Origin of the sequence: Pseudomonas sp. PS02302, from assembly GCF_029959585.1 — a bacterium.
In the GTDB taxonomy this organism is placed as follows: domain Bacteria; phylum Pseudomonadota; class Gammaproteobacteria; order Pseudomonadales; family Pseudomonadaceae; genus Chryseomonas; species Chryseomonas aestiva.
The window spans coordinates 18611-29253 of record NZ_JASCON010000002.1 but is presented as its reverse complement, the minus strand read 5'-3'; the positions used below and the strand labels follow the sequence as shown (position 1 = coordinate 29253).

Here is a 10643-nt window from a genome sequence, read left to right as displayed (position 1 = left end):
CTCAGGCCGCCCTGCGCCGGCCCAGGCGCTCGCCCAGGCTGTCGAAGGCCAGGTAGATCACCGGGGTGGTGAACAGCGTCAGCACCTGGCTGACCAGCAGGCCGCCGACCATCACCAGGCCCAGTGGCTGCCGCAATTCGGCGCCGGCGCCGGTGGCCAGCATCAGCGGTACGGCGCCGAACAGCGCCGCCAGGGTGGTCATGAGGATCGGCCGGAATCTCAGCAACGCCGCCTGGTAGATGGCCTCTTCCGGTTGCAGTCCCTGGTGGCGTTCGGCGTCGAGGGCGAAGTCGATCATCATGATGGCGTTCTTCTTGACGATGCCGATCAGCAGGATGATGCCGATCACCGCGATCAGGCCGAGGTCATTGCCGGTGAGCAGCAGCGCCAGCAGCGCGCCGATGGCCGCCGAGGGCAGTGTCGAGAGGATGGTCAGCGGATGGATGAAGCTCTCGTAGAGCACCCCCAGGACGATGTACATCACCACCACCGCCGCCAGGATCAGCAGCAGGGTACTGGACAGCGACGCCTGGAAGGCCGCCGCCGCGCCCTGGTAGCGGGTGTTGATGCCCACCGGCAGGCCAATCTCCTGCTTGGCCGCGTCGATGGCCGCCACGGCGGCGCCGAGGGAGACGCCGTTGGCCAGGTTGAACGACAGCGTCACCGCCGGGAACTGGCTCAGGTGGTTGATCACCAGGCGCGTCGGCCGCTGCTCCATCTTCACCAGGCTGGACAGCCGCACCGGGGCGCGGCTGGTATCCGTGGTGGTCTCCGTCGTGCTGGCCGTACCGGTGCCACTGCTGCCGCTGGACGAGGTGCCGCTGCCGGCCTTCACCCAGACCTGGCTGAGGGCGTCCGGTCCCAGGCTGTCGGCGGCGGCGCTGGCCAGCACCACCCGGTACTGGTTGGCCTGGGTATAGATGGTCGAGATCTGCCGCTGACCGAGGGCGTCGTAGAGGGCATCGGTAATGGCCGAGACCTGCACGCCGAGCCGCGCCGCGGCGTCGCGGTCGATGGTCAGGTACAGCTGCAGCCCCTTGTTCTGCAGGTCGCTGGTGACATCGGTGAGTTCCGGGCGCTCGTGCAACGCCTCGATCAGGCGCGGCACCCAGGTGTCGAGCAGGCTGGCGTCGGGCGAGTCCAGGCTCAGCTGGTACTGGGTCCGGCTGACCCGGTCCTCGACGCTGAGGTCCTGCACCGGCTGCATGTAGAGGGTGATGCCCACCACCTTGGCGACCGCGGGACGCAGGCGGTCGATCACTTCCTGGGCGGTGACGTCGCGCTCGCTCTGCGGCTTGAGGTTGATCTGCAGGCGACCGCTGTTGAGGGTGACGTTGTCACCGTCGACGCCGATGTAGGAGGACAGACTCGCCACCGCCGGGTCCTGCAGCACCACCTCGGCCAGTGCCTGCTGACGCTCGCTCATGCCGCGGAAGGAAATCGACTGGGGCGCCTCGGTGATGCCCTGGATGGAGCCGGTGTCCTGGGCCGGAAAGAAGCCCTTGGGCACCAGCAGGTAAAGCACGGCGGTCAGCACAAAGGTCGCCACCGCCAGCAGCAGCATCAGCGCCCGGTTGGCCAGCGACCAACGCAGTGCGCGACCGTAGCCGGCGACCAGCCGTTCCAGCCAGACCAGCCGGTGCTCGCCGGCCGCTTCGCGTTTGAGCAACCGGGCGCACATCATCGGCGTGAGCGTCAGCGAGATCACCAGGGAGATGAGGATCGCCACCGCCAGGGTGATGGCGAATTCACGGAACAGCCGGCCGACCACGTCCTGCATGAACAGCAGCGGGATGAGCACCGCGATCAGCGAAACGGTCAGGGACACCAGGGTGAAGCCGATCTGGCGGGCGCCCTTGAGCGCCGCTTCCATGGGCGTGGCGCCCTCTTCCAGATGCCGGGAGATGTTTTCCAGCATGACGATGGCGTCGTCGACGACGAAGCCAGTGGCGATGGTCAGGGCCATCAGCGACAGGTTGTTCAGCGAGAAGCCGGCCAGGTACATGGCGCCGAAGGTGCCGATCAGCGACAGCGGCACCGTGACCGAGGGAATCAGGGTGGCGCTGAAACGGCGCAGGAAGACGAAGGTGACCATGACCACCAGCCCCACCGCCAGCAGCATCTCGTGCTGGACGTCGGTGACCGCGGCGCGGATGGTCTCGGTGCGGTCGCTGAGCACGGCGATGTCGAGACCGGCCGGCAGGCTTTCCTTGAGGCTGGGCAAGAGCGCCTGGATGCGATCCACGGTCTGAATGACATTGGCACCAGGCTGGCGCTGGACATTGACCAGGATGGCACCGCTGCGATTGGCCCAGGCAGCCAGGCGGTCGTTTTCCGCGCCCTGGGCGATGGTGGCCACGTCGCCCAGGCGCAGGGCGCCGTTGTCGGCGTAGTTGAGGATCAGGTCGCCATAGGCCTTGGGATCGCGCAACTGGTCGTTGGCATCCAGGGTGGCGACCCGGGTGGGACCGTCGAAGCTGCCCTTGGGCTGGTTGGTGTTCTCGCTGGTGACCAGGCTGCGCACATCGGCCAGGGTGAGGTTGTGGGCGGCGAGCTTGTCCGGATCGACCTGGATGCGCACGGCCGGACGCTGGCCGCCGGCCAGGCTGACCATCCCTACCCCGCTGACCTGGGCCAGCTTCTGCGCCATGCGGGTATCGACCAGGTCGTAAAGCGTGGGCAGCGGCAGCGTCCTGGAGCTGATCGCCAGGGTGACAATGGGCGTATCGGCAGGATTGACCTTGTTGTACACCGGCGGCGCCGGCAGATCGTTGGGCAGCAGGTTGTTGGCCGCGTTGATCGCCGCCTGGACCTCCTGTTCGGCGACCGACAGGTCCAGCTCCAGGTTGAATCTGAGGGTGATCACCGAGGCGCCACCGGAGCTGGTGGAGGCCATCTGCGACAGGCCTGGCATCTGGCCGAACTGACGCTCCAGCGGCGCGGTGACGGCACTGGTCATGACATCGGGGCTGGCGCCCGGATAGAGGGTGAGCACGCGGATGGTGGGATAGTCCACCTGCGGCAGGGCCGCGACCGGTAGCAGCCGATAGGCCAGCAGACCGGCGATGAGCAGCGCCACCATCAACAGAGTGGTGGCGACCGGGCGCAGGATGAAGGGGCGCGAGATATCCATCGCGGCCGGTCAGCCCTGGGTCTTGCCGGGCTTGCGTACCGCCGGCTTGGCCGGTTCGCTGGGTGCCGCGGAAGCCCCGGTGACCACCTCCACCTCGTTGCCCTCGCGCAGGCGATCGGTGCCTTCGGTCACCACCCGGTCACCGGCGGCCAGGCCCTCGGTGACCACGGTCAGGCTGCCGTCGTCCGGGCCCAGCTTGAGGCTGCGCACCTGGATCTTGTTGTCGGCCCCCACCACGTAGGCGAAGGTGCCATTGGAGCCGAACTGGATGGAAGCCGAAGGCACCACCAGCGCCTGCTCCAGCACCTGTTCGCGCACCCGCACAGTCACGAACTGGTTGGGGAACAGCGCCTCGTCGCCGTTGGCGAAGCGGGCGCGGAACTTGAGAGTGCCGGTGGCGGTGTCGATCTGGTTGTCGAAGCTCTGCAGGGTGCCATCGGCGACCTTGCGCGAACCACCCCGATCCCAGGCTTCGACCGGCAGGGTCTGGCCGGCGCGGGCGCGCTTGAGCAACTCGCCGAGCTGGCTTTCCGGCAGGGTGAAGACCACCGAGATCGGCTGGGTCTGGGTGATGACGGCCACCACGGTGCTGTCGTTGGCGGACAGCAGGTTGCCGCCGTCGAGCTGGCGCAGGCCGACGCGTCCGGCGATGGGCGCCTTGATCTGGGTGAAGGCCAGATTCAGCTTGGCATCGGCCACCGCCGCCTGGCTGTTCTTGAGGGTGCCGCGGTACTGGTTGACCAGGGCTTCCTGGGTATCCAGCGTCTGTTTGGCGATGCTGTCTTCACGGAACAGGCCCTGGTAGCGCTTGAGGTCCAGCTCGGCATTGCGCAGCTGCGCCTGGTTCTGCTGCAAGGTGCCTTCGGCCTGCTGCAGCGCCACCTGATAGGGTCGTGGATCTATGGTGGCCAACAGGTCGCCGGCCTTGACCTTCTGGCCTTCGTCGAAGGCGACGCGTACCAGCTCGCCGGCGACCCGGGTGCGGACATTGACGGTATTGAGGGCCGTCACCGTACCGATGGACTTGCGCACGATGGGAAAGCTGCGCTGCTCCACCGCCACCACCCGTACCGGAGTCGGACCGGTCATGCCGAAGGGCGAGCGCGCGCCCTTGCCGGCGGCGGCCTCGCTCTTCTGTCCGTGCTGGTGATACCAATACCAGCCACCCGCGGCCGCCAGCGCCACGAGGACGAGCAGCCAGACCAGTCGGCGACGGGAGGAAGAGCGAGGCGAAGAGTCGGACATCGAGAATACGTACACGCTGGGAAAGACGGAAGATAAGCAGTAGCGAGACGGCTAACCAGCCCCTTTACCGCGTTTTTACCTAAAGCAAAACGGGCAGGCACGAGAGGCGCCTGCCCGTTTCGAAGCGCCCACCGCACCAGGCGGTGGGTCGTCGACGATCAGCCGAGAACGGCGAGTGCCGCCGCGTAATCCGGCTCCTGACCGATCTCGGGCACCAGCTCGCTGTGCAGCACCTTGTCCTGCTCGTCCAGCACCACCACGGCGCGGGCGGCCAGGCCCTGCAGCGGACCGCTGGCCAGGGCGACGCCATAGTCCTGGAGGAATTCGGCACCGCGCAGGGTGGACAGGTTCACCACCTTTTCCAGGCCTTCGGCGCCACAGAAGCGCTTCTGGGCGAACGGCAGGTCGGCGGAGATGCACAGCACCACGGTGTTATCCAGCTTGTCGACTTCGGTGTTGAACTTGCGTACCGACGTCGCGCAGGTCGGGGTGTCGACGCTGGGGAAGATGTTGAGCACCTTGCGCTTGCCGGCGAGGCTGGCCAGGGTGATGTCCTGCAGATCACCATTGACCAGGCTGAAGGCCGGAGCCTGTTGACCAGGCTGCGGCAGGCTGCCTTGCACGTCGACCGGGTTGCCACGCAAATTGACGGTTGCCATGAACTGCTCCTTTCTCATGAGACGGGACAGGGAGTAAACACGTTTTCCGCAGGCGATCAAAGCGTTACGCGCCCCGGCTTCAAAAATCGCGGCGATAGAAGAAATCCAGGGAATTGGCGAGACCGCTGGCGATCTCCAGGTAGAGCCGCCGGGTGAGCTGGTAGCGCAGGGCGACGGTGTTGGCTGAAGCGAACACCCCGACCCCATAACGCACCGACAGTCTGTCGGTCAGGTTGCCCGAGGCCACCACGCTGGTCTTGTCACCTGAACCCGCCGTGTCCAGCTGGAAGTTCTGGATGCCCAACCGCTGCGCCAGGGCGCCCGCGGTACCGGAACTGCCAGCCAGGCCCAGGGCCAGCGCCGCCTGGCCGAGCACGTTGTTGTCCCCTTCGCTGCCGCTGGACAGCGGGCGACCCAGTACCAGGTAGGCCAGCGCCTGCTCCTGGCTCATGCTCGGCTCGGAAAACACCTCGATGCGCGGCTGCTGGGCAAAGCCCGAGAGCCGCAGGCCCGCGGTGACATTCTGCTCCTGCACCACCCGCACCGCTTCCACATCGATATAGGGCTGGGCGATGGGGCCCTGGAAGAACAGCCGGGCGCGCCTCATGGTCAGGCGCTGACCATAGGCGTTGTAGCGTCCGTTGCGCAGATTCAGCTCACCGCGCGTGTCGAGGTTGTCGCCGATGTGCACCTTGCCGACGATCTCGGCGGACAACCCGAAGGCATCGAAGGTGAGCTTGTCGGAACCGACCAGCACATCGACGTCCATGGCGATCTGCATGGCCTGCTGCCTGGCAGGCGCTTCCTGGCCGACGATGACGGCATCGTCCGACACCTTGACCGTGGACGGCGGCAGCTGCTGGACCCGGATGCGCCCGCGCGGCACCCGCACCTCGCCGGCCAGGGCCAGACGGCCGCCCTTCATCAGGATCTTGAGATTGGGCGCCACTTCCAGCTGGGCATAGGGCTCGACGTTGACCGGCAGCTTGTCGCCGGTGACCGCCACGTTGACGTCCAGGCCATTGGCCCAACCGACGCTACCCTGGATCTGGCCACGCCCCTGGGGTCCGCTGCGCCAGCCGCCATCGAGCACGGCGCTATCGCCCTGGATGCGGGCGGTCAGGCCGAGATCCTGCAGGCGCGTTGGCACGCTGCCACCGCCGATGTCGCCGCCGCTGAGCTGGAGCTGACCATTGACGCGCGGTTGCAGCAGCGTCCCTCCCAGTTCGCCGGCGCCATTGATCTTGCCTTCGAGGTGTTCGATGCCTTCGATAAAGGCCTTGCCCAGGGCCAGATTCAGGCCCTGCAACTGGAAACGACCGGCCAGTGCCTGGCTCGGATCGCGGGGATCCAGGCGGGCCTGGACGTCGAGCCGGCCCAGATCGGCACTGGCCAGGCGCACCTGGGTGTCGACCTGCTGCGGCTTCAGGACGCTGGTGACGTCCAGGCTGTCGTAGCTGAAGGTCTGCCACTGACCGGCAGCGTCGCGCAGCCTGAGGCTGCCGCGCCCGGCCTGGAGGCGGATTTCGCCATCGGGTCCGGCCTTGGGCAGGCGCAGGTCGACGTCGCCGTCGAGGGTGCCTTGCCAGGCCAGCTCCGGCGGTAGCAGCGGTTGCAGACTGGCGAGCGGGAAGGCGCGCAGGTGCCAGGCGAGGCGGGTATCGGGCAGCAGTTGCTGATCGTCGCCACAGAGGCTGGCTGCACCGGAACGCCAGCAGTGGCGGCCCAGCTCCAGGCGCCCGTTGGCCAGGCGCTCGATGCGTGCAGGGCTCTGCAAGGACCAGTTCTGGCCACTGGCGGCGACCGAGCCACGCGCCAGCTGCCCCTTCCAGTCCCCGTTGTCGGCGAGCGTGCCACCTGCCGCGAGCACCAGGTTCAGTTGCGACCCCTTGAGCGAGAGATCCGCCTGCTGCTGGCGGCGATCACCCTGCCCCTGCAGGCGCAGGACACCGAAATCGCGACCGGCGGCCTGCAGCCCCTGGGCGGTAAGGTCCAGCGTGCCGCGTTGGCGATCATCCAGGTTGGCGGCCAGCGCGAGGCTGCTGATGCGGCTGTCGGCATAGGCCAGCTGGCGACCGTCGAGGCGCAACTGACCGGCAGGGGCCTTGAGGGTCCCGGCCACGTCCAGGCGGCCTTGGGCGCTTCCGGAAAGATCGGGCCAGAGCTGGGCCAGGCGGCGCAGGTCCAGCTGGAGCTGACCTTGCAGACGCTGGTCGAGGGCGCCCTGCCCCTGAATCCGGTTGTCACCCAGGCGAATGTCGAGCTCGGATACCTGCCACTGCTCGCCGGCGCCCTTGGCCTTGGCAGCCAGCACGGCCGGCTGGTTGCGCAGTCGACCCCTGAGGTCCAGATCGGCATCCAGTTGCAGGCGCCCATCCTTGAAGGCGCCCGAACTGCGCAGCGGACCGCCCAGGCTGCCGGGCAGCTGGGCTACCCAGAAGGCCGGATCGAGGCGGCTCAGGTCCAGGGCCACCTGCCAGCTGACGCCGTCGGTGAAGCCGAGATTGACCTTGCCCTGCGCCCGCCCCTGGCCAGCCTGGAGATCCAGCGATGGCAGATTGAGCTGGGTGGTGTCGCCACTGAAGGGGGTGGCCAGGGTGAAGGCGCCGGCCGGGCCGGTGGCGGCGGCCTTGAGATTGCCCAGGTAGGCGCCGTCCCGGTAGGCCACCTCGCCTTGCAGGCGCTGCAGACTCACCGGTGGCTCCGCCATGGGATACAGCCGCCGCCAGGGGAAATCACGCCAGTCCAGGGTGGCATCGGCGGCCAGTCCCTGGTGCCAGTCGACCTGCCCGGCCAGCGCCACGCGCTGTTCGGGCGCGGCCTGCAAGCGCAGTGCCGCGATCCGCGCGCCCTGGGCATCGACGCGGCCATCCAGATTCAACTCCACCGGACCGCCCTCGCCCGGCAACCGGGCCTGGCCGACCAGGGCGTAGCCCGCGGCCAGGTCGCCTCGTGCGGTCAGCTTGAGATCGTTCAGCCGCAGGGTATCGGGCAGGCTGGCGGCCGCCTTGAAGCCATCGGCCACTAGCTGCAGGTCGGCCGGGACGTTTTCCACCAGCGGCTGCACCGTGCCGGTCAGGCGTCCGGGCAAGTAGCCGCTGCTGTCAGCCTCCAGCTGCAAGGTCTTCTGCAATTCACCGTCCAGCTTGAGCGCCAGCGACCAGGGCGCGGCCTCCGGCGCGGGCAGACCCAGGGTGCCCTGCAACTGCAGCGGCCAGGCGCCACTGGGTTGCAGCTGGCCATGGGTATCCAGGGTGATGCCGTGGGCCACGCCGGCCAGTCGCTCGATGACGATGCCCTCGGCCTGCCAGCGCGCCTGGAGTGCCAGGTCGCGAGCCTGTTCGGCGCCGTTGTAGCGGATTTCGCCGATCCGCACCTCGCCCAGCTGCACCCCCAGCGGCAAGCCGAGGCTGGGCAACTGGATGGGCCCGCTCTGCTCGGGCGCAGGCTCGGGACTGGGCGCCTGGTCGATGGCGATGCCCGAAGCGACCAGGGTATCGATGCACAGCTGCAGTCTGAGCAGGCAGCCGGGTCGCCAGGCGAATTCGGGCGCCTCGACCGTAACCCGGGTAGCACCGCCGTTCCAGACCAGCTGCCGGGCTTGCCAGTGGCCACCGAGGCGACCCTGGAAATCGGTCAGGGTCAGACCAGGAACGTGATCCAGCACCAGGCGGCCGATACTGCCGTTACCCAGCATCAGGGCCAGCAGCAGGATCAGAGCGCCCAGCAGCGCCACCAGTACACCGAGGATGACACCGCCTACCGACTTCACAGCTCAGGCCCTATGGAAAAGTGCAGGCGGATGCCGCCGGGTTCGTCGAGGCCGTGGGCCAGGTCGACACGGATCGGTCCTACCGGCGAGACCCAGCGTACGCCTATGCCGACGCTGGTCTTGAGTTCGTAATTGTTGAGGTCGTTGAAGGCGCTGCCCTGGTCGATGAAGGTCGCCAGGCGCCATTTGTCCCGCAGGGGATACTGGTATTCGACGCCACCGGCCACGAGGTAGCGACCGCCCACATAGTCGCCTTCATCGTTTTCCGGCGACAGGGTCTGGTAGTCGTAGCCGCGAACGCTCTGATCGCCGCCGGCGAAGAAGCGCAGCGACGGCGGGACCTTGTTGTAGCCGTTGGTGAAGTTGCCACCCAGTTGCAGGCGCCCGAGAAAGCGGTGCCCGTCGCCCACTGTGATCAGCCCACGGGCCAGCGCCGTGGCGTGGATCATGTTGGCATCCGAGAGCAGTCCTTCCTTCGCCGCCGACATGCCGAATTGCAGGCGGTAGCCGCGATTGGGGTCGATGCGGTTGTCGCTGCGCAGCAGGGAGAAATCCACCCCGGGCATCACCAGATTGGAGGTGCCTTCGTCATTACCCAGCCGATAGCTTTCGTTGCGCCACTTGAGCGAGAGCACCCGCTCCCAGCCGTTGGGAAACTTGCGATGCCACTCGGGGCCCACGGTCAGCAACTGGCTGAGGGAGTCGTCGTTGGCGATCTGCTCGTACTGGTAGCCGCCAGCGAAGCGGAACTTGTCATTGATCGGGTCCTGCCCGGGAATGTCGTACCAGGTGGCAATGCTCTGACGTGGCGCCGACAACTCCGCTTCCGCACCCAGGCTGTGCCCCTGGGGATTGAGCCAGTGGTTTTCCCAGGTGAATCTCAGCCGTGGGCCGACATCGGTGGAATAGCCGGGACCGAAGCCGAAGGTCCGTGGCTTGCGGGTCCGCAGCGTGACCGTCACCGGCACCTCGGCGGCGCCTTCCTGCTTGGGATAGGTGTCGAGCCGTGCGCCATCGAAGAAGCCGCTGGCCAGCAGATTGCTCTGGAAATCGGCGATCAGCTCGGAATCGTAGGGCGTGCCCTGGGCGAAAGGCACCATGCGCTGGAGCAGATCGGGATCGAAGGGCGCATCCCCCTCGAAGGACACCTTGCCGAGGACAAAGCGTGGCCCGCTGGCGAACACCAGGGCGATGTCGGCAAAGCCGGTGGCGGGATCGATACGCAGCTGGTGCTGGGTAAAGGTGCCACGAAAGAAGCCATACCGCTGCGCCTGATTCTGGATCAGGCTTTTGGCGTCTTCGTAGAGGCCCTGGTTCAGCGGCTGGCCCGCCTTGAGCCCGGCCGGTACCGGCTGGCGAAAGGCGCGCAATTCGCGCGCCGGGCCTTCGATGCGGATGTCGACGTTGCGCAGCCTGACCGGCTCGCCCGGCCGTACCTCGACCACCAGCCGTGGCGTCTCCCCTGGCTCGACCCGGGCCTCGATCTGCGCGTGGTAGTAGCCGAGTGCCTGGGCGGCCTGTTCGGCCTGCCGTTCCGTCGCCGGACGCAGGCGCTGGAGCCCGGCGACATCCCGTCCCTCGACCGAGCCGATATAGGCCTGGATGTTGTCTCGCAAGGCGTTATTGGCGGGTTGGACGCGAACGCTAACTTCGGCCGGTGCCGCCCAGGCCACGCCGTGCAGACAACAAATTCCAATCAGGGCGCGGCGTAGAGCGTTCGGCTTATTCATACAGGGATGCTAACGGGCGTTGCGCTGTGAGACAAACGGGAGTGGCCAGGGTTCGCCAGGTGGCGGTTTCGGCAAGAGGCTTTCTGCTAGGCTAGGACCATCCA

At 67.3% G+C, this 10643-nt stretch carries 5 protein-coding genes; all 5 read right to left on the bottom strand.

Annotation, left to right across the window (positions count from 1 at the left end; genetic code table 11):
* Nucleotide 1 precedes the first annotated feature (1 nt).
* On the bottom strand, nucleotides 2–3133 hold the full coding sequence (locus tag QMX82_RS01080; protein WP_208691291.1) for a multidrug efflux RND transporter permease subunit: 3132 nt from the start codon (nucleotides 3131–3133) through the stop codon (nucleotides 2–4).
* Between the two features lie 9 nt (nucleotides 3134–3142).
* Complete coding sequence (locus QMX82_RS01075) at nucleotides 3143–4378, bottom strand: MdtA/MuxA family multidrug efflux RND transporter periplasmic adaptor subunit (protein ID WP_282280892.1); 1236 nt, start codon at nucleotides 4376–4378, stop codon at nucleotides 3143–3145.
* A gap of 158 nt (nucleotides 4379–4536) precedes the next feature.
* Entirely contained in the window at nucleotides 4537–5037 is a 501-nt protein-coding gene (tpx, locus tag QMX82_RS01070) for a thiol peroxidase (RefSeq protein WP_208691293.1), read from the bottom strand.
* Between the two features lie 79 nt (nucleotides 5038–5116).
* Nucleotides 5117–8809 (bottom strand): translocation/assembly module TamB domain-containing protein, encoded by a 3693-nt coding sequence (locus tag QMX82_RS01065; protein ID WP_282280891.1) that lies wholly within the window; start codon nucleotides 8807–8809, stop codon nucleotides 5117–5119.
* Nucleotides 8806–10539 (bottom strand): autotransporter assembly complex protein TamA, encoded by a 1734-nt coding sequence (locus tag QMX82_RS01060; protein ID WP_261793845.1) that lies wholly within the window; start codon nucleotides 10537–10539, stop codon nucleotides 8806–8808. The genes QMX82_RS01065 and QMX82_RS01060 overlap by 4 nt, the downstream gene beginning before the upstream one ends.
* Nucleotides 10540–10643 lie beyond the last annotated feature (104 nt).